Here is a 20671-nt window from a genome sequence, read left to right as displayed (position 1 = left end):
TTTTATCCTCTTTCATTTAAGCACCCTGATTCAACCATTTCAAGTTTATTCGCTGAGATTCGATCATTTTCGCCCATATTCACTATTTTCAGAAATGAAATTGCTTTAGAACATTCGTTTTGCTTACCAATAAGAAACTGAACACCAGCATACTCACTGGATTTTCCAGCTCTCAAAAAAAAACTTGACCTTAACAGCCAAGTTTAAATTCTTGTTTATAGTATGCGTAATTCTGTTTCAAACCATTTATTAATTTGTTGCATCATGTCCGCAAGGGCGTCCTTTTTGGTGAAAGAAGGTAATTCTGCAAGGAGTGCTTGTTTGGGTATGATAGTCTCTTCTCCCTTTTTCTGTAGCATGAAGATACTTTTACCTACTTGCTGCGATTTGAACATGCTTTTTGGTAGTTGTAATAACCCGAGGATATTCGCTTCTTTTTTTATATAGTCGTGTAATCGTTTAGCTTGATCGCTTTCAAATAAGAAGTTGGGAACAACGAAAAAAAGAAAACCTCCAGCTTTCGTCTTTTTTATAGCCTGTTCAATCATTAGATGGTGGATAAAGGAATGACCCGCTGTTGTTGCTAACTCATATGTTTTTGCTATCTCATCTTTAGGGTAATATCCAACCGGTAAATCAGTTACAACAAGATCTACTTCTGGAAGAGCGATCGATTCCACACTATCTTGGTGAAAAAGCTGAAGCTCATGCTTTTGTAAGTTCGCACTTACAAAAGCCAATTTTAATAACGTCTCATCTACCTCAAAGCCACTAGCCTGAAGGGGAGATGTAGCGTGGTTTAATAGAGCCGAAATTAAATTGCCTGATCCAGCAGCTAAGTCTAGAAGGCTCATATGTTCTTTTTGCTGTCCAACTACTTTATTCACTAAGTAGCTAATAAATAAACAAACGGCATCAGGCGTCATAGAATGATGAGGTTGAACTGCACCTTTCATTCCTTTTAAAACGACTAATTGAAAGGATTTACGAATTTCTTCAGCTGTAAAACCTTCCTTTCTTATGAAATCTAGCTTTTCATTAAGCATATTGGCTTGTTCTAAAGTTAACGTTTGGCACAATTCTTCTCGAAATAAGTTTTCGCCAGCCTCAGCAACACCTTCTAAATAAGTAACCGACCAATGTTCCTCTAAGAAATGGGCCGTTTCATCTAAGTATGTAAATAAGGCTTCTGTCTTTGTTATTGTCATGCCTCTTCCCCTCTCCTAAGTAGTACATCCCAACATTGTAGCAAATCAAGAGCTGAATAGCTACTTGAACAACTAGTATTTTGTTTTATTATAAACTCTGCCAATGTATCCCTATTCTATAGCAGTATCGCCTGTAACGTCCTTAATCATGCCTACCAAACAGTTTAAATCTGAATATCTACACTGAAAGAGAAAAACTATACAGTCTCACACACTTAAAGACTAAAATGGCCTTTTGTCGACAACACTGTTATTAATCGGTTATACCGCAAATAACAAAACTAAAGAGGTGGTTGAATGCAACAAATATTTGAAATTGCTTATGCCAATTTATTGTCTCCGATGGTTTTGTTTTTTTTGATTGGAATCATCGCTGTTCTTGTTAACTCTGATTTAAAGGTCCCGACTGCTTTTTATACTGGTTATACAATGATTATCCTTTTCACAATCGGAATAAAGGGTGGAGTCGAGCTTAGAAATGTTTCTCTTCTAGAAATGCTTCCTGCTATATTTGCAGCTGTTTTCTTAAGTTTAGCCATGCTTTTTATTACTTATTTTCTCGTCTGTAAATTATGGAAGTTTTCCATTGAAGAGTCCTGGGCTATTTCTGCTCATTATGGATCGGTAAGTGCCGTTACATTCATTGCTGGACTAGCGTTTCTAGATAAAATCGAGATCACTTACGAATCTTATATGTCTGCCATCCTTGTCATCATGGAAGGTCCTGCAATAATTCTGGCGATTATTCTCTATAAATTTTATATTCAAAAACAAGGAGAAAAAACTAATAATCCAAATGCTAGTTTGAAGCATGTAGTGAAGGAAGCTTTTTTTGGAAAAAGTATTTTCTTATTACTCGGTGGGATTTTCATTGGTTTTGTTGCTCATGCTGATGGATTGTTATTAATCAAACCACTGTTCGGAGATTTATTTTATGGTATATTATGTATCTTCCTATTACATATGGGTATGATTGCCACTCAAAGTCTTAAGCAAATAGAAAAGTTAACACCGTTTTCTTTTCTATTTGCGTTTATTCTACCATTGATTGGAGGCAGCTTAGGAATCTTTATCGGGCAGTTTATTGGTTTATCTCTTGGGGGTGCTTTTATTCTAGCAGTGTTAACTGGTAGCGCATCTTACATTGCAGCTCCTGCCGCCATTGCTCAAGCCATACCAAAAGCAAATTCTGGTATTTATTTAGGTTCGGCACTTGGTTTAACTTTACCGTTTAATTTAATTTTGGGCATTCCCTATTATTACTGGATTGCTACTCTTTACTATTAACTAATTGAAACATTCCATAAAAAAAACCACGGAGCCAAACAAAATGGATTCCGTGGTTTTGTCTTGCACCTATAGAGTCAAATCATTTATTTTGCTGCTTTTGCCGCTTCAATCGCTGCTTCATAGTTCGGATGGTTGGTTGCTTCTGATACATATTCAGCATAGGTAACCACATCGTTAGAATCAATGACAAACACAGCACGAGCAAGGAGACGAAGTTCTTTAATCGCCACTCCGAATGCTTCTCCAAAAGAAAGGTCACGATGATCAGAAACCGTTTGAACGTTTTCGATCCCAGCAGCAGCGCACCAACGCTTTTGAGCAAATGGTAAATCGACACTTACCGTCAGCACTTCCACATTAGAAAGTGTAGCTGCTTCTTCATTAAAACGGCGAGTTTGTTGATCGCAAACTCCAGTATCAATCGAAGGAACAACACTAATTAAACGAACTTTCCCTTTTGTATCATCTAACGTTACGGCCGATAAATCATTTGCAAGAACGGTAAAATTAGGCGCTTTTTCCCCTACCTTTACTTCTGAACCAAGCAATGTTACTGGATTGTTTTTAAACGTAATCGTTGCCATTTATAATTCCTCCTATAATATAGTATGTACATACACCATCTTACATTAATTTGTGAATTTATGCCAAAAAAAAGAATGGGGAGGCCCCATTCTTTTATAGTGGTGGTTGATTATTAGGTGTTGGTGTTGTATTTGTTGGTGTAGTAGCTTGTGTTGAGGATCCACCGCTATTAGACAACATTTGCTGAATCTTTTCAACAACTTGTGGAGCAAAATCAAGTAATTTTTCATATAAGTGAGTATTGCTATCTAAGTGCACCATCTTAACACCTTCACTGTTTACAACTAAAAATGCGATTGGCGTAATAGAAACCCCGCCACCACTACCTCCACCAAATGGGTGAACGTGTGCTTCATCACCTTGACGTTGTTGTTCAACAACAAATTCACTACCACCAGCTGCGAAACCAAAGCCAACCTTAGATACTGGCATAATCACACTTCCGTCAGGTGTTTCTACTGGGTCACCAACGATTGTGTTTACATCGACCATTTCCTTTAAATTTTCCATTGCTGTCTTCATTAATCCCTGAATAGGATGGTCTGTCATAATCGTTTCCTCCTTGGACTACATATTTTTTTGAACCGAAGAACTTGGTCTTTCAAACTTCGGTCTTCTTTTCCAATGCCTGAGTAGCATTAGACCTGCAACGATAGCATGTCCTATTCTGAAAGAAAATATGCATGAAAAATATGTATGAGATACAACTGCTTGAAATTGAGGAGTGATCGATAGTTTCGGCATTAATTTTATTCTCATAGTATTACCAATCATGCCGATGATGCTTCCTTTTAATGTCCAAACTGCACCAGCTAATTGTGCCGTATAAGCTGCATCCCCAACTCCAATATCGGTATGCCATGTGAACTTGTTGACACTTACTTTTTTTAGAAAGCGTCTAACAATTTTATGCAAACCGATTACATGATCTATAAAGTCTCTCAACCATCTTAATTTTCCTAAAATAAGTTCAGGTGTAATTGGTAATTTTTTCTTTGATTGCACACCAGCTATTTCCTGTTCTTCTTCTACAAGTATTGTGGCTGAATCAGAGTCAATTTTGATAATTGGAGCAGAAAAAGTATAAACTTTTATTTTCCAAATCGTGACGATAACCTCTAGTAAGTCATCATCTTGATTATGTCGATATTGACAATTTATTTTTACTTTTGTAATTGCTATAACAATAAAAAGTAGAATTAATCCAACTATTACTATTGTCCAAACCATACATTTCTCCCTTTACAATATCGATTATAACTAGTTTCTCCGTTTTCATACGAAATAAACCTACCAATATTGGTAGGTTTATACTTGGTTATTCAAGTCGGTCGTAAATGACAAATGTATCAGCAATGACATCATGCAGTCCTTGCTTCTTTTCTGTGAAAGCAACCATGACATAAATCGCATATAAAAGAAAAAATGCCTGATGCAAAAAGCGTCCTATTCCTTCACGAAAAACAATCTGTGTCCATTTTAATTCATCATCGTTTGCAGAAATTACTCTAATACCCATTACCATCTTCCCAATTGTTTGCCCATTAAGTTTTGTCATAATAGCAAAATACAAGAAAAAAACAACCGCTCCTAAAAAGGTTTCAAAACTGTATCGACCTAATGATAGAAGCCCATTTATATTGGTTAAACGTACTAATGGTGAAACCAGCAGTAAATTCAAGGAGAAAACGGTAATCAAATCTAATAAAAATGCCCAAAGTCTCATCCAAAAGCCTGCATAATAAAAAGTCGGAGAAAACACTTCTTCTGATACAGGTAAAGCGTTAGATGCATCAGCAATCTGTGTTTTTTTTACACGATTTCTCAGTCGGCTATTGACGACTCTTTTTCTTTGCTCCAATACTTCACTCACAGTGCTTCCTCCTTCCTTAATCTGTAAACATATACTTTAAAGTCGGTGAACGGTGGGTTGATAATATACGTTCAAGGCTTGCTAACTGTTCATCCCCTTTTATTAACTGTTGCACAGACATCGAAAAAAACTGTGGAAAACCTATATGGGCCTCGTATTTGACGGCATCGTAATGACCCACAAGTTCTCTCATCATTGTAATGGTGTCGTCCAAGCCTCCCAATTCATCAATCAAGTCAAGTTCTAGAGCTTGTTTCCCTGTGTAAATTCGCCCATCTCCTATCGAGCGAACTTGCTCTTCTGTCATGTTACGCCCTTCTGCAATGATTCGCACAAATTCATCATATGATTCATCAATGATTGATTGAAGAATAGCTCGCTCTTCCTCTGTCATTTCTCTTGTTGTAGACATAATATCTTTATAGGGGCCACTTTTAATTGTATTGATTTTAACCCCGTAATTTTCTGCGAGTTCAGCGACATTTATCGATTCCATAATAACCCCAATTGACCCAGTAATGGTTTGAGGAGTAGCGACAATCTTATCAGCAGGGGCAGCTATATAATATCCACCAGAAGCAGCTGTATTCCCCATTGAAACGTAAATTGGCTTATCATATTCCATTTGTGCCTTTACGATCTTCTCATGAATTTCGGCACTCTCTACGACGCCACCACCAGGGGTATTAATCCTTAATATGATTCCTTCCACATTCGGATCCTTTGCAGCATGTTCAATTTGTGAAAGGAACATTTCATGCCTATAACCTGTTGTCTGGAATAATCCACCATCACCGGTGTCTTGAATAACTCCATTTAATTCTAAGACGACGATGGAGCTACCCATTTCCTCTCCAGGGTCTATTATTTCTTGCGTCCATTGGTTGCTAGTAGGATCTAATAAAGAATTGGCATTAGTAAATACATTAGATGTTGCTAAGTTCACAATGACAGAAACAACAAAAATCATCGCAACTGCAATTAAGGCTAACCATCGTTTACGACTCATACCTTACCCTCCAACTTCATTTCTGGTTCTTTTCCCAACCATTGGTTATGATACCATATAACAAGAGTTATGGACATTTTCTTGAAAGGATGGGCCGATACGAAATAATCTTTATTTGTTTTACAAACGTACAGAAGAAATCAAAAAACGAGTACAACCATTAAAGGAACTTGCAGAACAAAATGGATTCCAACTTGTTTTTAACATAGATGAAAAGAACATCATCGCTAGTATTGGTGGAGACAATACGTTCCTTCAAGCAACAAGAAAAACTGGTTTTTAAACAAGCTCTTATAGAGATTATTATAAAAGGGATGGTTTTCTCCTTTTGGAAAATCAGCAATGAGTGAAGCCGCTGCATCTTTTAAGCCTGTTTTCTATTTAATCCAATTAAATGCGGTAGTCTTACTGACCTTCACTTGCCATAATAAGATTATAAAAGGCTCAAAAGGAGACGTACTTCCCCCTTTTGGGCCTTTTATTTATTCACCACTTTTTCTATACATAATTGAATTATCGACTATTGTCATTTCTACATTTGTCTTTATAATCTCATCAGGATCAACTGCAAATAAGTTTTTATCGAGAACGGTAAAATCAGCTTTAAATCCCTCTTTAATTTTTCCTCGCTCATGCTCTTTTTCTATCGCATATGCACTTCCACTTGTGAAAAGCTGTACTGCTTCAAATGGAGTTAATTTTTGTTCTGGAACGTAACCTTGATGATCTTCACCGACTTTTTTTCTTGTAATAGCCGCATGAATTCCAAGCAAAGGATCAACCGGCTCAATTGGCGCATCTGAACCACCCGCACAATGTAAACCAGCTTGTAGTAAGGTTTTCCAAGCGAAAGAGAATTGAATCCTTTCTTCTCCTAATCTTTCCATTACCCAAGGGAAGTCGGATGCAACAAATCTAGGTTGTAAGTCTAGAGTCACTGGTAGCTTTTTCATTCTTTCAATCAATGACTGATCAGTTACTTGAACATGAATCAAACGATCTCTTCCCTCGCTTAGCGGATAACGTTCTAAAGCTGTTAAAGTCATTTCAAGAGCTCCATTACCAATTGTATGAATGGCAACAGGTCTATTTTTCTCTCGTGCATCTTTTACAAGCTGTTGCAAACTTGCTTCTGTATGTATGGCTACACCTGAAGTCGAAGGGTCATCTGTGTAAGGTTTGCTTAAATAAGCCGTTCTTCCACCTAGCGCGCCGTCTGCGAAAATTTTCACAGCACCAAGTTCAAGAAAAGGTGTGACCTCTCCTTTTTCATAACCCCCTTCTTCCATTTCAGCAACGGCTTCATGGTGAACGAGAAGATGAGCTCTAAACTTTCTCTCTTTTCCATCAATGACTTTACGAAACTGATCAAACGTTTGTTTAAATCCACCATAATAATGTAAATCCTCCGTATGACCGCCAACTAAACCGACTCGAAATAAATCATCAACTGCTACTTTTAGCGCTCGTTCTACATATTCATCTGAAACCTTAGGCATGATTCCCCTAACTAACTCTGCTGCTGTATCAAGTAAATAACCTGTTGGTTCACCAGAATTATCTCGAACGATCACCCCACCTTCTGGATCTTCAGTGTCCCTTGTAACTCCAGCAAGAGCAAGCGCTTTACTGTTAACAAGCGCTGCATGGCGACAGATTCTTGTTAAAAACATAGGCCGATCTTGAGAAATGTCATCTAACTCTTGTATATGAAAAATCTTTCTATCTGGAAAGTTATTCTCATTCCAACCTTCTCCAAAAATCCAATCCTTTCCATTAGTCTTAGCAGCTGCTTGAACTAGGTGCGTTTTCATTTCTTCAGCAGTTTGAACATTCGATAAGTCCAATTGGATTAATTTCTCCCCATGTTTAATCATATGTAAATGGCTATCTACAAAACCTGGGTAAATAAATAATTGGTTCATATCCTGTCGTTCCGTGATAGCTTGGGCAAATTTCTTTTCCAATGTTTCTTTTTTTCCAGTCCCTTTTATGATTCCGTTTTCTACGAATACTGCCTCAACTGTTTCGTTTACAGTCTGCATCGTAAAAAAGGATCCATTAAACCAAAGTGTTCCCATACCGCTTCCTCCTTGATTATAAATAACTTCTTGATATCGTCCCAGATTAATGAAAAACATGCAACTAATATTTAAAGAATGTATGTATCAAATAAAGGAAAACGAATCATAATAGTCTCAGCGCATCAAAAAGGAGGGTGACAAATCACCCTCCTTACAGCCATCATATACAATTATTGTTGGGTACCACCCATTTGTTGTTCAGCCATTTGTACTAAACGCTTAGTGATTTCTCCACCAACTGATCCGTTAGCACGAGAAGTTGCATCAGCACCAAGTTGAACACCAAATTCAGAAGCAATTTCATACTTCATTTGATCTAAAGCTTGTTGTACACCAGGTACAAGAAGTTGATTTGAATTGTTGTTGTTGTTATTTGCCATGTTAATCACCTCCTTCTGTACTCATAGAATGAGTTTTTAGAGAGAAAAACATGCACTAAGTTTACTGGTAATTGTTGAGAATCCTAGAGTAAGCTTCGGAAAAATCCTTCACATCAGTTCTGAAATGTATTTTACCATATAAAATATTGGTTAAAAAAGATTATCTACCTCTTTATTAACTGGTGCACTACTTGTAAGAACCATTTTTTCTGTTCGTGCTACGGCATCATCTATATATTTATCCATTTCAAGATATTGTTCGTACTTATTCGCATGTTCACGTTTCGGTCTTGTTTTTGAATCTGGCGGCAGAAAAATCGTACAGCAATCTTCAAAAGGAAGAATCGATGTTTCGTACGTATCAATCTTTTGGGCAATTTTAATGACTTCTAACTTGTCCATTGTAACTAATGGACGAATGATTGGCAAGTTCGTTACTTCATTAATGGTGTTCATACTATGGAGCGTTTGACTTGCTACTTGACCAAGACTTTCTCCAGTGCCTAAAGCTAAAATTCCCCGGTCTAGAGCAATTCTTTCACTAATTCGCAACATGATTCTTCTCATAATCGTCATTTGCATATTACTTGGTATTTCTGAATGTATATGCTTTTGAACGTCAGTAAATGGAACTAAATGTAGGACAACGCTATTACCAAATTTAGTTAACGTTTTGGCGAGATCGATAACCTTCTGTTTAGCTCGTTCATTTGTATATGGGGGGCTATGGAAGTGAACAGCTTCAATTTTAGCTCCACGTTTCATTGTCAAATACCCAGCAACCGGACTATCTATCCCGCCTGATAATAATAATAATACCTTCCCACTTGTTCCAACCGGTAATCCACCTGCTCCTTGATAAGAAGCGGAAGTTATATATGTGGCTGTTTCACGTACTTCAACGCGAATATCTACATCAGGATTATGAACGTCAACGGTAACCCCTGGTGTATTCTCTAAAACATAACCACCTACTTCGCGATTTAACTGCATCGTATCAAGAGGGAAAGGCTTATAGGCTCTTCTTGCTGTTATTTTAAATGTGTTGGCGTTCTCATAACTACGAAGGACTTTCAAGGCACCTTTTTGCATCGCTTCTAATTCATTTTCTACTTTAAACGCTAAACTAAATGAATGAATTCCAAAAATATCTTTTAATTTCCCCACTACAGGTTCATGATTTTCTCCATTTAATTCAATCATAATTCTTCCAAACGTTCGCTTTATCTGTAAATTAGGAACCGACTTTAAGCTCATTTTAATGTTTTCTAACAAACGTTTTTCAAAAACAGAGCGGTTCTTCCCTTTTAAAGCAAGCTCTCCAAACCTGATTAAAATATGATCATAGATCATGTGTGAACGACCTCCAATAATTCAGGAATAATAATTTCTAATTCAGTAATTAACTGATTAATTTCTTCTGCAGTCGTATCAAAAGACAAACTAACACGAATTCCAGAACTCGCCCGATCATTCGTGAACCCCATTGCTAATAACACCCGACTTGGGGCTGATAATTTAGATGAACAAGCAGATTTCGTAGATACATAGATCTCTTTCGCTGTTAATGATTGGACGATGACTTCTGGTTTCGTACCAGGAATTGAAAAATTCACAATGTGAGGAGCAGAAAACTCGGCTGGACTGTTTATCCAAACACCCTCAACATTTTGTAATTGACTGATAAACTGCTCTTTAAGCGTAACAAGATAGTTAATATTATTTTCTTGTTCCTTCGTCATTCGTAATGCCTTTGCCATCCCAACGATTCCAGCAACGTTTTCGGTTCCTGCTCGTAATCCATTTTCTTGATCACCGCCCTGAAATAAGGATTCAACTTGAATTCCTTCTCTCACAAACAAAATGCCATTTCCCTTCATTCCATGAAACTTATGAGCTGAACATGTACAAAGGTCAATTCGTGATTGCCTGAAATTTAACGGTACCTTTGAAATTCCTTGAACATGATCAACATGAAAGTAAATTTGCGGATAGCGGTTTAACATCTTGCCGATTTCTTCTATTGGTTGAATCGTTCCGGTCTCATTATTAACATGTATGATGGAGATGAGCGTAGTATCGGAGCGAATTTCTGCTTCAACTTGCTCGGTACTCACTCTACCGAACTGATCTACCGGTAGATAAGATACTTCATATCCCTCTTGTTCAAGCTGGCCAAATGCTTCTTCAACAGAGGCATGTTCAACCTGAGTGGTAATAAGGTGCTTACCTCGTTTTTGTTTTGCACGAGCTGCTCCTTTTATAGCTATATTATTACCTTCTGTCCCACCAGAAGTGAAAATAATCTCTATACCTTTAACATTAAGTAAATCCGCTATGCGATTTCTCGATTCTGTCATTAGCCCCTCTGCCTTCATCCCAAGAGAGTGTAGAGACGATGGGTTTCCAAAAAAATTGGATGCAACAGCTGCGTATACGTCAACCACTTCTTTATATGGTTTTGTGGTTGCACTATTGTCTAAATAAATCATTTTTATCCCCCCACTCGAACTCTTTGCATTCATATATGTTAGCATAAAATATTTGAATATCAAGATGATCTCTTGATATTTCCAGTTATTCACAAAGGCAACGGCTAAAAAGGTGCTAATTCAATCCGCTGATAAGTCATATTCGTCTGCGCAAGAAATAGATGCATAACTCGTTCCTCCCGCTCTCTTCATAAAAAAAAGAGTGACTCTGCTTCAAGAGCCACTTCTCTTTCTTGTTTAGGCAGTTACGTAGCCTTTAACAATATCCATTACATTTGGTTCATACTTTTCAATAACTTGAACAGCACATTCAACAGCCTCTACATACTCATATTGTCTAAATAGCAATTCTGCTTCAAGCAATCCCGCCGCAACTGACTGTGATCTGCTCCGATAACGATTCCCATACTGAATGACGTTCTCAGCTAAATGAGCCAGTTCTATTGTTTCTTCAATAACCTCTTTATTTTGGAGAACTGTTTCTTCAGCTTCTTTTACAAGAACATTAATTCTCCCGATTTCTATTGGCGTCTGATCTAGATGATTGGATGCAACAATTAATTTTTCTTCTACATCTTTCAACTGATCTAACGCTCTTTCAGGTAATCCAGGAATATTGCTTTTCTTGAGTGTACGATGCAATTCCATCATCGTTTCCCGGAGCGTTAGTAACGTTTCCTTTGCTTTTCTTTCATCTTCCCTTAAAGCAAATAACGTTTCTTTTTCATGTTCAATAAGAAGATCCATTTTCTCTAATTCCGCTTGCCATTCATCCACCATTTCTCGAATGGACGTATATGTTTGCTTTTGCTTTTCAGATAAATCGAATAAAACATATAAGTCATTTGTTAAATCAACTACATTTTCATTTATCTGTTTTTGAGAATCCAATTGCTGTTTGGAAATAAAATAACTCTGCTGAACGTCTATTGTCTCACTAATTAACGTATCAATTTTCCATTTTAGCTGTACTGCTTTTTCGTTTAACTCTTGAAGTTTGGTTTCAACATATAGTTTTGAATCTACCTCTAGTTCCAATGTGTCGTATAACTGTTCAATTTGATAAGAAAACTCAATAAGCTTATCACTAGCCTCTTCACAATTAAGCTCAGCTAAATCTATTTTTACTTTATTCAGTTCTGATTCAATCTGTTCAAGTCTCGAGTCCAAAGAAAACGCATCAAGTTGATAACCAGCTTCTTTCATTTCCAAGATGCCGATGCGAATTTCTTTTAGTTCTGTGGGTATTTTGGTTTCTGCTTGAACTAAAAGTTTAGGGTACCTTTCAACCAGATCTTTTAAGTCTTCGATTAATGTATTTGCTTCAATAAGGTGTTCTCTCGCTTGAAGATAACTTCCATCTTCTGTTGCTTGATCAAATAATTCAAGTAATTCATTAACCCGGTCTAACTTTTTATCAATGGAAGGAATACTTGCTCCTAGAGATCCTCTTTTTTTCATGACTATTGCATAAATATCTTGATATGCAACACGTACCTCGTCAATCTCCGTACGATTTTGTTCCTCACTTTGAACAAGCTGGTCTACTTCTTCTAATAATTGTTTGATCTGTTCCTCAATTCCAGTTAATCGCTTTTCGCTTACATCTATGAGTTGTTTCGCTTTTTTAAATCGGTTTTTTGCTGCATAATCCTCGATATCAAAAAGACGTTCTTCTATGTCCGGCAAAATTCCACCGACGATCTCATCCCACTCATTCCGCCATGACTCGAACTTCTCTTCTGTTTGCCCTGACATATGTAGTCTCTTTACTTTACCAATCTCTTCGGGGACATCCCTATTTAAAACTCCATTTTTCCATACCTCAAGCCGATCGACTTCTTTGTATATACGTTTGCGTATCATCGAGCTAATTAATATAAAAATAGCAATAATCACTATTAATGAATAAATCAAATACATCTAGAGGACTCCCTTCTTCTGCTCTTATAGTTGTGAGGTCCTGTGCCTTAACATTTTTGAGCTTCTTGTTGTTTCTGCAAAAGAAAACAAAAAACCTCTATTTTTGACAAATTAATTTAATTTTTTTTACGATTTTAATAAATATTATGATACCATGAAAATACTAGTTTGTATGCTTTTTTTCCAGGTTTTAAGCATAAAGATAAGCATTCAATTTGATAAATAGTTTCATTTAAAAATCCTCAATGTCATTTTAAAAAGGGGCGATCGTATAATGATACATGATGGACACATCCATACTCCCTTTTGTCCGCACGGGACAAAAGATTCTCTACATAAATATTGTGAAGCTGCTATTAAACATAAATTAACAGGGATCACCTTTACCGAGCATGCTCCCCTTCCTTATTCGTTTGTTGATCCAACTCCAGAACAGGATAGCGGAATGAGATGGGATGACTTAGAGATTTATTTAAAAGAAGTAAACAAATTGAAAAAGGAATACAAAGGCGATCTTGAAATTTTGGTTGGATTAGAAGTCGATTATATTGAAGGATTTGAAAAAGAGACAACCATTTTTCTAGATGAATTTGGTCCAGAGCTCGATGACAGTATACTATCGGTTCATTTCTTAAAAATCAATTCTGAGTATGTATGCATAGATTACAGTCCTGACGTTTTTGAACAGGCTTCAGACTTACTTGGTTCGATTGACTCTGTTTATAAGCTTTATTATCAGACTGTACTAAAATCTGTTCAAAAAGATCTAGGGAGAAACAAACCCCATCGCATTGGCCATATTACCTTAGCACGAAAATTCCATAAGAAATTTCCTGCTTCAAATCCTTTTACGGGGGAGCTATCAACTCTTTTAGTTGAAGTGAAGAAAAAAGGATATGAGCTCGATTACAATGGCGCAGGGACGGTAAAACCACTTTGTAAGGAACCCTATCCTTTCAATGATGTAATACAAGATGCCATTAATCTAAACATCCCACTTGTCTATGGTTCAGATGCGCACCAAGCTGCTAGTTTATTGTGCGGTTATAGTGAGCTATCACCACAGGCAACATTTGTAAAGCCTGCTAAGTTAAGAAATTGATCTGGGCATTAAAAAAGAAGGAGTTGAACTAAATTCTTCGACACACAACCAAAGATCAATCCAACTTCTAACATGTCTCATGTATTTTTCAATGAAGTATGGTTCTGTAGTCGTGATTTGATATAGTTCACTTAAGTAATGAGGAGATAAGTAAGGCATCGTAATCATCGTTCTCAAATGAATGACTACAAGATCGATTGGTTGCTTGCGAAACTCTCCTCTTCTCATTCCACTTCGAATGATTTCCTCAAGGTCATGTTTTTCTTTTCTTAAATAAGTAGACATTAGCTCACGTACTAGCATCGAATCGAATGTCATTTCTCTATGAGCCATTCTAGCGACATAATGTTGGGAAGACTGATATTCAATAAGCGATTTCACGATTTCAAGTAATTGCTCTTTAACGGTACTAAACGATCTCTCTAATTCCCCCTTTATCACTAGGAGATAACCTTCAAGAAATTGAGTCATTAATTCTTCATACAATCCTTTTTTACCACCAAAATGATAGGAGACAAGGGCAACATTAACTTTTGCTTTATTGGCGATATCTCTAACAGATGTCCCATCAAAGCCTTGAGTGTGAAACAATCGGACAGCAGCATCAAGTATTTTTTCTTTTTTCGTTTCCTTCATTATGGTACTCCCCCTTTTTTCCTCTTACATACCGTTTCGTGTCTATCGGTCAATTTCCTCTAATTATCGCTCGACAAATCCCTTCTTTATTTAGACAATTTTTTCATAAACTCTTTTTCCACCTTTATTACTCATTTATCCTTTCAGATTTGTCGTTTGCAACGTCAATCGTGTAAAATGACGTTAAAAGATTTATTCTGATAAGAGAGGGATAACAAAAATGTTTCAAACCGAGCTATATAAAGGATCACTTGAAGAAAAGTACAAAATGGTAACCAAACAATTAGATGCCTTGCTAAAAGATGAAAATGATTTAATAGCGAATTTAGCCAATGCTAGTGCTTTATTATCGCGATTCCTAGATAATGTGAATTGGGTTGGGTTCTATCTATTAAAAGAGGACGAGTTAGTTCTTGGTCCTTTTCAAGGTTTGCCTGCTTGCGTGCGTATTCCTATTGGTAAAGGGGTATGTGGAACTGCTGTTAAGAAAAACGAAACGATGCTCGTTCCGGATGTTCATCAATTTCCAGGACATATTGCTTGTGATGCCGCATCAAGATCTGAGATTGTGATTCCGGTTCGCACGGATGGTATTATTGTTGCGATCTTAGATATTGATAGCCCTATCCTTGCTCGCTTCACCCCTGAAGAACAATTTCATTTAGAAAAGTTTGTTCAAGTTCTCGAACAGCATATTTAAGAAAAATAGGCTGACTCAAAGGGTTCATTCCACCTGAGAGTCAGCCTATTTTCATTATGTTATAACCACTACTTGATTCTTACCGGATTCTTTAGCCTGATATAACCCTTGATCTGCTTTTTTAAACAAACTTTGTAAGGACGTCTCTTGATCAGTTCTTTTCCAAGATGAGACACCGATGGAAACCGTAACGCGAGGACTTGTTTCTAATTCAACCGCTTGTAAGATCCTTTCGGCAATTCGACTTCCTATATCAACTGACATCCTTGGTAAATAAATGGCTAATTCCTCACCACCCCATCTCCCAGCGATATCCAAGTCCCGAATGTTTCTCTTTAACACATTAGCTACTTGAATAATAATGTCATCCCCTACTTGATGACCAAATGTATCATTTACTTTTTTAAAATTATCTATGTCAAGAAGCAAAAAGGTCCCCAATAAATCATTCATTAACGATTCCTGTATGCATTCATCAAGATAATTCCGCGAAAATAAACGAGTTAAGTGATCCGTAATCACAATTTTCTCAAGTTCCTCATGCAACATAGAATTGGTCAAAGCAAGTGTTGAGTGATGAATGAGCGACTGTAGCAATTTAAAGTGATCAAACGTAAAATGATACGGTTGATGATGTACAGCAACTGCCATTCCCTTTAACTTCTTACTATGAATCATAGGGACTGCAAGAATCGAGTGATAGGTTTGCAAATTAATATCCTTCTGTAAATCGGCATCTCCGATAAAAACAGGTTCTTTTTCTTTTTTCATCTTACGTATAAACCCATCTAGTAGTTGGATTGTGCTTTCTTTACGAAAGAATTTAGAACTCCCATCTAACCCTACAGATTCACCGTTGGCTTGAAAAATGATAAATCCAACTTCCTCTGCACCAAAAGATTCTTTGATTTGGTGTGTCATATAATCAATCGTATCGGTTAAACGTAAATTCAAATTAAGCTGATGCGAAGTTTCATTAATTAATTGAAGATCATTAATTAATTTCCTCGATTGTTGATACATTTCAGCATTTTCCAAGGCAATTCCACCTGTATCAGCAAGCATTTCGATGAAGTCAATTTCCTGCTTTGACAAATAGGAATTAGCCTCCGTCTCGATTTCCATCACTCCATAGACTCCTTGTTTTCCTCTAAGTGGCGCAAAAAGAAACATGCTGTCTGCTTCGACAACTTTATCCATTAGAATCTGCCCAGTAACATAGGCATTTTCCGCCATTCTATTGCTACTATCGGAGCCGTATTTAAAAGGCTTAATTGGCAAGGTCTCTTCCACTTTCCATTCCTGCGAGAGCAACAAATGTACACGGAAGCAGGGATTAGCAAGACTTAACGCTTCAATAATCTCTCCTAGGACCTCACCTATATCCATTGTCGAATGAAATTTCTTTGTTACTTGCATCAGAATATTTCTTCGATTCTCATCTTTCATGGCAATTTCAAATGTATAGCCCTTTTTAAAAATCGGAATTAATGAGCATATCCATTCTTCTAGCTCTGCTTTTTTCTGATTCGCATCTTCTTTTGTTAGAAAAGAAAACATAAATAAAGAAATAACTTCATCTTCTACCTGAATAGGGAATATAAGATAGGTGTTCCCATCCTGTTCAAACAGAGTATTTCCAGCTAATATGAACCCTTCTTCCTCATTTCCCTTAACATGTGTTAATTCAATCGAACCGCCTTTATTTAATTCTTTCTGAGTTGAACAGAGAAGTACAAATCTTTCGCCCTTCTTTTCTAATACGAGAAGTGGATGGGGGAAATTTCTTTCTAATACTCCATTTACGAGGGCCTCTACTAATTTCTTGAATTCGATTTGGTAATTTGCTGTATATAGTAATTCGTCTAACTGAATAAATTGGTTTTCTTTCCTACTTGACTTAATAGATAAGCCAAGAGCTATCCCTTCAATCAACAGTTGAACATCCTTGATGTTTTCAGTTTGAGAAATAACAACCCCTAAAAACAATTGCTTATCGCCAAACTCTTCTTTTGTATATGATGTTATGAATTGAACACAATCTTTGTAATATTTAATCGCTGCTGAGGATGTAAATTCTCTCTTTAAGTGAGTCACTACATCTAATAATGTTTTTGGCAAATAACCTACTTTATAAAAGGAAAGAATTTTATCGTTTGATGCAATAAAAAATAGGGCTGGCTTAAATAAATTTGATCTTGTCAGTACATTCGCAACGACTTCATCTAACAACTTTTGATATTCGACATTGTTATACTCATCACTTAAGAACTTGTTCAATTCAATCACCACCAATCATATTCACGATAGGTACAAATATCTATTTAATTTTAATATTTTAGTAGACACTATCAAGTACAACCTTTATATTAAAGTCTTTTTTCTTACAATTCATTTAAAAAGCCCTACAAATTCAAATTTCTTTAGTCTATTATAGGACTATATACACCTTATTATAAATCAATTTTATTCATATTACTATGACAATAGGAAAAATTATGAAATCAGATAATTACTATTTTCGAGTTTGTTCAAAAAGGTAAAGATCGACCTTTTTGTCGTATTGTCATTTCTTCATTTCAAAATCTGCATGGCTTCTCTCGCTACGCGTCTACTATGAGAAACCCACTCATAGTAGACTTAAAAACCTGTAGCGGTTTCGCTCATGCTTCGAGTTTGTTCAAAAAGGTAAAGGTCGACCTTTTTGAACAAACTCTATCATTGACTTTTCCTTATAAAGTTTATATAATGTTCTTTGTGTGAAATAAGACAGCCAAGGTAAACATATATGAAATTATTTTGTTCCTCTGTGCGGCTGCATATTTGAGGTGCATCGTGTAACTTCTAGCTGTCGAAGCGAAGATGCATGAAAGCAAAATGAATCTTGTGTGAGATTACCAATCGGTTGTTATTTTGCAACATCAAAATAACAAGGAGGAGTCAATTATGGCTCGTTATACAGGTCCATCTTGGAAATTATCTCGTCGTTTAGGATTATCACTAAGCGGTACGGGTAAAGAATTAGCAAAACGTCCGTATGCTCCAGGGCAACACGGTCCAACGCAACGTAAGAAACTTTCTGAATACGGTTTACAACTTCAAGAAAAGCAAAAACTTCGTCACATGTACGGGGTAAATGAGCGTCAATTCCGTCGTATCTTTGATGATGCTGGTAAAATGCCTGGTATCCACGGTGAGAACTTCATGACACTTCTTGAGTCTCGTCTTGATAACCTAGTTTACCGCATGGGTCTTGCTCGCACGCGTCGTGCAGCTCGTCAATTAGTAAACCACGGTCACATCGTTGTAGACGGTGGACGCGTAGATATTCCTTCTTACCGCGTTAAGCCAGGTCAAACGATCAACGTTCGTGAAAAATCACGTAATTTTGACGTGATTAAAGAATCTTTAGAAGGAAATGACTTTGTTCCTGCATATGTAACTTTCGATGCTGATAGCTTACAAGGAACTTACACTCGTCTTCCTGAACGTTCTGAACTTCCTGCTGAAATTACAGAAGCACTTATCGTTGAGTTCTACTCTCGTTAAGTAGTTTACCTCCGCTATGAATTCATAGCGGAGGTTTTTCGTATTGCAATCATCTAAGAGTTGTAGGTGCTTTTACGGTCCCCATAAATTCCTGAGTGGTTTGGCATAGTAAGCTCTGATTGTTCGGACCATAATCAGAAGTTTTGTATTTCCGAAAAAAAGTATCTAACTGAATCTACACTTTAGATTTATCTCCTTTTACGTTTAGCTAATCTTTGTTAATGTAATCAACTTTCTTGTTCCGGAATTAATCTCGAGTAGTTTATCCACAACTTTTATTACGGCAATTATTATATCCGTAAAGTAAAGAGATGAGAGCATCACACCACACAAAGGTGAAGAACTCTCAAATGGTTCTTCACCTTAGATTAGGAGAAACTCCTATTATTTTCTATTCAGTTTCATGAATTTACGTTTTCCAACTTGAAGCACGAGACCATCCTCAACCTCAACTTGCAATTGGACATCTTCTACTTTCTCTTCATTGATTTTAACTCCGCCATTTTGAATCATTCTTCTTGCTTCTCCTTTTGAACTTAATATTTTCAATTCAACGAGTAAGTCAACAATCCAAATTGGTGAGTCTCCTGTCCAATCTGTTTGAGGTATGTCTGTAGGTAGAGATCTCTTTTGAAAAACAGTTTGAAAGTAGTTCTTCGCCTCATCGGCTGCTTCTTTACTATGGTACATCTCTACGAATTTAGCACCTAAGTCCATTTTTGCATCGCGAGGGTGAATGCCCCCATTTGTAATTCCCGCTTCCAACTTCTCAATTTCACCCATTGGTAAGTCAGTAGCTAACTTATAATACTTTATCATTAACTCATCTGGAATAGACATCGATTTACCAAATATCTCATTTGGCGATTCATCAATACCAATATAGTTATTTAAGGACTTAGACATCTTACGTTCGCCGTCAAGTCCTTCAATTAAAGGTAACGTCATGGCAACTTGCTTTTCTTTTCCGTATGCATCTTGTAACTGACGCCCCATTAATAGATTAAATTTCTGATCGGTTCCTCCTACCTCAATATCAGATTCTAATGCTACTGAATCATAACCTTGCATGAGGGGATAGAAAAATTCATGGATCGAGATCGGTTGACCTGACTTATAACGTTTCTCGAAATCATCGCGTTCAAGCATACGAGCAACGGTCATGTTCCCCGCAAGTAGAACGACATCTTCAAATGTTAATGGTTTAAGCCACTCGGAGTTATAGTAGATCTTCGCTTTATCCATATCTAAGATTTTTCCGTATTGCTCTACATAGGTTTCTGCATTTCGCTTCACTTCGTCATCCGTCAATTGCTTACGCGTTTCCGACTTACCTGTTGGATCACCAATTCTTCCAGTAAAGTCTCCAATTAGCATTTGAATTTCATGACCAAGTTCCTGGAACTGTCTTAATTTATGAAGAACAACCGTATGCCCGATATGAACATCTGGTGCAGAAGGATCCATACCTAATTTAATTTTAAGCGGTTTGCCCGTCACAACGGATTGTTCAACTTTTTTCCTGAATGCATCTTCTGGTACAATTTCTACAACACCACGTTGTAAGTGAGCTATTTGTCTTTCCACTTCTGCCTGCTGATCTGCGCTTAATATAAGTTCCTTTTCCATGATCCAACCTCCATAATAAAATAAAAAAAGACCTCTCCCCTAAAAAAGGGACGAGGTCTTCGCGTTACCACCCTTGTTGAAGAAAAAAGTTCTTTTCTTCCACTTCATTTTATAACGGTATACCCGTTCTTTGCTTATCACAAAGAAAAGCTCCTGATTGTAATTCATCCCTAACCTTTATACTAATTCGCACCACCATTAGCTCTCTGAA

The 20671-nt window shown here is 36.8% G+C and carries 20 protein-coding genes and 1 other annotated feature (1 of these 21 cut by a window edge); of the genes, 5 read left to right on the top strand and 15 right to left on the bottom strand.

All coding sequences use genetic code 11. The features are described 5' to 3' along the window. Positions 1-2: 2 nt before the first annotated feature. Both LDX58_RS09475 and LDX58_RS09470 read right to left on the bottom strand, forming a co-directional pair. On the bottom strand, positions 3-176 hold the full coding sequence (locus tag LDX58_RS09475; protein ID WP_227936596.1) for a hypothetical protein: 174 nt from the start codon (positions 174-176) through the stop codon (positions 3-5). 39 nt (positions 177-215) lie between these two features. Continuing rightward, positions 216-1208: a class I SAM-dependent methyltransferase gene (locus tag LDX58_RS09470; protein WP_227936595.1), complete on the bottom strand. Its 993-nt coding sequence runs from the start codon at positions 1206-1208 to the stop codon at positions 216-218. A 297-nt stretch (positions 1209-1505) separates the two neighbouring features. On the opposite strand from LDX58_RS09470, the gene LDX58_RS09465 reads away from it, so the two are divergent. After that, positions 1506-2495, top strand: a complete 990-nt coding sequence (locus tag LDX58_RS09465; protein ID WP_227936594.1) for a sodium-dependent bicarbonate transport family permease — start codon at positions 1506-1508, stop codon at positions 2493-2495. A gap of 86 nt (positions 2496-2581) precedes the next feature. On the opposite strand, the gene tpx is transcribed toward LDX58_RS09465, so the two are convergent. From tpx to sppA, 5 genes are all read right to left on the bottom strand, one after another. Beyond that, on the bottom strand, positions 2582-3082 hold the full coding sequence (gene tpx / locus LDX58_RS09460) for a thiol peroxidase (RefSeq protein ID WP_227936593.1): 501 nt from the start codon (positions 3080-3082) through the stop codon (positions 2582-2584). A gap of 94 nt (positions 3083-3176) precedes the next feature. Beyond that, positions 3177-3632 (bottom strand): GerW family sporulation protein, encoded by a 456-nt coding sequence (gene ytfJ / locus LDX58_RS09455; protein WP_227936592.1) that lies wholly within the window; start codon positions 3630-3632, stop codon positions 3177-3179. A gap of 18 nt (positions 3633-3650) precedes the next feature. Continuing rightward, a complete protein-coding gene (locus LDX58_RS09450) occupies positions 3651-4313 on the bottom strand; it encodes a DUF2953 domain-containing protein (RefSeq protein ID WP_227936591.1) in 663 nt (220 codons plus the stop codon). Between the two features lie 88 nt (positions 4314-4401). Further along, the gene (locus tag LDX58_RS09445; protein WP_227936590.1) at positions 4402-4956 is read right to left on the bottom strand and encodes an RDD family protein; all 555 of its coding nucleotides are present in this window, start codon (positions 4954-4956) and stop codon (positions 4402-4404) included. A 16-nt stretch (positions 4957-4972) separates the two neighbouring features. Beyond that, positions 4973-5965, bottom strand: a complete 993-nt coding sequence (gene sppA, locus LDX58_RS09440) for a signal peptide peptidase SppA (RefSeq protein WP_227936589.1) — start codon at positions 5963-5965, stop codon at positions 4973-4975. A gap of 115 nt (positions 5966-6080) precedes the next feature. Here sppA and LDX58_RS09435 point away from each other — a divergent pair, with 115 nt between their 5' ends. Beyond that, positions 6081-6248 carry a diacylglycerol kinase catalytic domain-containing protein gene (locus LDX58_RS09435; protein WP_227936588.1) on the top strand — a complete coding sequence of 56 codons (168 nt, stop codon included), beginning with the start codon at positions 6081-6083 and terminating at the stop codon, positions 6246-6248. A 199-nt stretch (positions 6249-6447) separates the two neighbouring features. Here LDX58_RS09435 and LDX58_RS09430 read toward each other — a convergent pair whose 3' ends face one another. From LDX58_RS09430 to ezrA, 5 genes are all read right to left on the bottom strand, one after another. Then, positions 6448-8046 (bottom strand): amidohydrolase, encoded by a 1599-nt coding sequence (locus LDX58_RS09430; RefSeq protein WP_227936587.1) that lies wholly within the window; start codon positions 8044-8046, stop codon positions 6448-6450. A gap of 173 nt (positions 8047-8219) precedes the next feature. After that, positions 8220-8429 carry an alpha/beta-type small acid-soluble spore protein gene (locus LDX58_RS09425; RefSeq protein ID WP_227936586.1) on the bottom strand — a complete coding sequence of 70 codons (210 nt, stop codon included), beginning with the start codon at positions 8427-8429 and terminating at the stop codon, positions 8220-8222. Between the two features lie 150 nt (positions 8430-8579). Next, a complete protein-coding gene (gene thiI, locus LDX58_RS09420) occupies positions 8580-9782 on the bottom strand; it encodes a tRNA uracil 4-sulfurtransferase ThiI (RefSeq protein WP_227936585.1) in 1203 nt (400 codons plus the stop codon). After that, on the bottom strand, positions 9779-10921 hold the full coding sequence (locus LDX58_RS09415) for a cysteine desulfurase family protein (protein ID WP_227936584.1): 1143 nt from the start codon (positions 10919-10921) through the stop codon (positions 9779-9781). The genes thiI and LDX58_RS09415 overlap by 4 nt, the downstream gene beginning before the upstream one ends. 237 nt (positions 10922-11158) lie before the next feature. Further along, entirely contained in the window at positions 11159-12844 is a 1686-nt protein-coding gene (gene ezrA, locus LDX58_RS09410) for a septation ring formation regulator EzrA (protein ID WP_227936583.1), read from the bottom strand. A gap of 274 nt (positions 12845-13118) precedes the next feature. Between ezrA and hisJ the strand changes: the two genes are divergently transcribed. Further along, positions 13119-13946: a histidinol-phosphatase HisJ gene (gene hisJ / locus LDX58_RS09405; RefSeq protein ID WP_227936582.1), complete on the top strand. Its 828-nt coding sequence runs from the start codon at positions 13119-13121 to the stop codon at positions 13944-13946. Here hisJ and refZ read toward each other — a convergent pair. After that, the gene (refZ, locus tag LDX58_RS09400) at positions 13935-14582 is read right to left on the bottom strand and encodes a forespore capture DNA-binding protein RefZ (RefSeq protein ID WP_227936581.1); all 648 of its coding nucleotides are present in this window, start codon (positions 14580-14582) and stop codon (positions 13935-13937) included. The genes hisJ and refZ overlap by 12 nt on opposite strands. A gap of 220 nt (positions 14583-14802) precedes the next feature. Between refZ and msrC the strand changes: the two genes are divergently transcribed. Further along, a complete protein-coding gene (gene msrC / locus LDX58_RS09395; RefSeq protein ID WP_289623472.1) occupies positions 14803-15282 on the top strand; it encodes a free L-methionine (R)-S-oxide reductase MsrC in 480 nt (159 codons plus the stop codon). A gap of 54 nt (positions 15283-15336) precedes the next feature. Here msrC and LDX58_RS09390 read toward each other — a convergent pair whose 3' ends face one another. After that, positions 15337-17562 carry a sensor domain-containing diguanylate cyclase gene (locus tag LDX58_RS09390; RefSeq protein WP_227936580.1) on the bottom strand — a complete coding sequence of 742 codons (2226 nt, stop codon included), beginning with the start codon at positions 17560-17562 and terminating at the stop codon, positions 15337-15339. A gap of 666 nt (positions 17563-18228) precedes the next feature. Between LDX58_RS09390 and rpsD the strand changes: the two genes are divergently transcribed. Further along, on the top strand, positions 18229-18831 hold the full coding sequence (gene rpsD / locus LDX58_RS09385; protein ID WP_227936579.1) for a 30S ribosomal protein S4: 603 nt from the start codon (positions 18229-18231) through the stop codon (positions 18829-18831). A gap of 384 nt (positions 18832-19215) precedes the next feature. On the opposite strand, the gene tyrS is transcribed toward rpsD, so the two are convergent. Continuing rightward, entirely contained in the window at positions 19216-20460 is a 1245-nt protein-coding gene (gene tyrS / locus LDX58_RS09380; RefSeq protein WP_227936578.1) for a tyrosine--tRNA ligase, read from the bottom strand. 43 nt (positions 20461-20503) lie between these two features. Then, positions 20504-20671 (bottom strand) — a binding site (T-box leader) (it continues 41 nt past the right edge of the window).

This window comes from Alkalihalobacillus deserti, assembly GCF_020734105.1.
In the GTDB taxonomy this organism is placed as follows: domain Bacteria; phylum Bacillota; class Bacilli; order Bacillales; family Bacillaceae_D; genus Halalkalibacter; species Halalkalibacter deserti.
This window is presented reverse-complemented; position numbering and strand designations above follow the sequence as displayed.

Coding starts and splice junctions, on each gene's coding strand:
- LDX58_RS09470 (WP_227936595.1), bottom strand. CDS start 1,208: ATGACAATAACAAAGACAGAAGCCTTATTTACATACTTAGATGAAACG.
- LDX58_RS09465 (WP_227936594.1), top strand. CDS start 1,506: ATGCAACAAATATTTGAAATTGCTTATGCCAATTTATTGTCTCCGATG.
- tpx (WP_227936593.1), bottom strand. CDS start 3,082: ATGGCAACGATTACGTTTAAAAACAATCCAGTAACATTGCTTGGTTCA.
- ytfJ (WP_227936592.1), bottom strand. CDS start 3,632: ATGACAGACCATCCTATTCAGGGATTAATGAAGACAGCAATGGAAAAT.
- LDX58_RS09450 (WP_227936591.1), bottom strand. CDS start 4,313: ATGGTTTGGACAATAGTAATAGTTGGATTAATTCTACTTTTTATTGTT.
- sppA (WP_227936589.1), bottom strand. CDS start 5,965: ATGAGTCGTAAACGATGGTTAGCCTTAATTGCAGTTGCGATGATTTTT.
- LDX58_RS09430 (WP_227936587.1), bottom strand. CDS start 8,046: ATGGGAACACTTTGGTTTAATGGATCCTTTTTTACGATGCAGACTGTA.
- LDX58_RS09425 (WP_227936586.1), bottom strand. CDS start 8,429: ATGGCAAATAACAACAACAACAATTCAAATCAACTTCTTGTACCTGGT.
- thiI (WP_227936585.1), bottom strand. CDS start 9,782: ATGATCTATGATCATATTTTAATCAGGTTTGGAGAGCTTGCTTTAAAA.
- LDX58_RS09415 (WP_227936584.1), bottom strand. CDS start 10,921: ATGATTTATTTAGACAATAGTGCAACCACAAAACCATATAAAGAAGTG.
- ezrA (WP_227936583.1), bottom strand. CDS start 12,844: ATGTATTTGATTTATTCATTAATAGTGATTATTGCTATTTTTATATTA.
- hisJ (WP_227936582.1), top strand. CDS start 13,119: ATGATACATGATGGACACATCCATACTCCCTTTTGTCCGCACGGGACA.
- refZ (WP_227936581.1), bottom strand. CDS start 14,582: ATGAAGGAAACGAAAAAAGAAAAAATACTTGATGCTGCTGTCCGATTG.
- msrC (WP_289623472.1), top strand. CDS start 14,803: ATGTTTCAAACCGAGCTATATAAAGGATCACTTGAAGAAAAGTACAAA.
- rpsD (WP_227936579.1), top strand. CDS start 18,229: ATGGCTCGTTATACAGGTCCATCTTGGAAATTATCTCGTCGTTTAGGA.
- tyrS (WP_227936578.1), bottom strand. CDS start 20,460: ATGGAAAAGGAACTTATATTAAGCGCAGATCAGCAGGCAGAAGTGGAA.